The sequence below is a fragment of the Anaerococcus sp. HMSC075B03 genome (genome assembly GCF_001815585.1).
In the GTDB taxonomy this organism is placed as follows: Bacteria; Bacillota; Clostridia; order Tissierellales; family Peptoniphilaceae; genus Anaerococcus; species Anaerococcus vaginalis.
This window is the reverse complement of the sequence record NZ_KV821170.1, coordinates 1-233: the sequence shown is the minus strand read 5'-3', so window position 1 is coordinate 233 and position 233 is coordinate 1. Positions and strand designations below refer to the sequence as shown.

Annotated in this window: 1 protein-coding gene; it reads right to left on the bottom strand. The window is 32.6% G+C overall.

The genetic code is table 11. The annotated features are described in order from the left end of the window. The coding region (locus HMPREF3045_RS02325) for an SHIRT domain-containing protein (RefSeq protein WP_218970137.1) at positions 1 to 233 on the bottom strand (233 nt) is incomplete at both ends.

Below are 233 nucleotides of genomic sequence, written 5' to 3'. Positions count from 1 at the left end.
ATAAATTCCCATGTTCCTGTGAATTCTACATCTTTATCTTCTACGGTTTTGTTATCTTTGTCATATTTTACAAATTTCCAAGTACCATCTTTTACTTTTACTTCTTTTGTTTTTGGAACTGTAGGTGTTACTTCGTCGCCTTTTACTTTGCCAGTTTGATTTGCTGGTAGTTGATCTAGTACTTCTTGTGGAAGTTTTTTGTTTGGATCTTTACTTACAAATTTGTGGGTTAC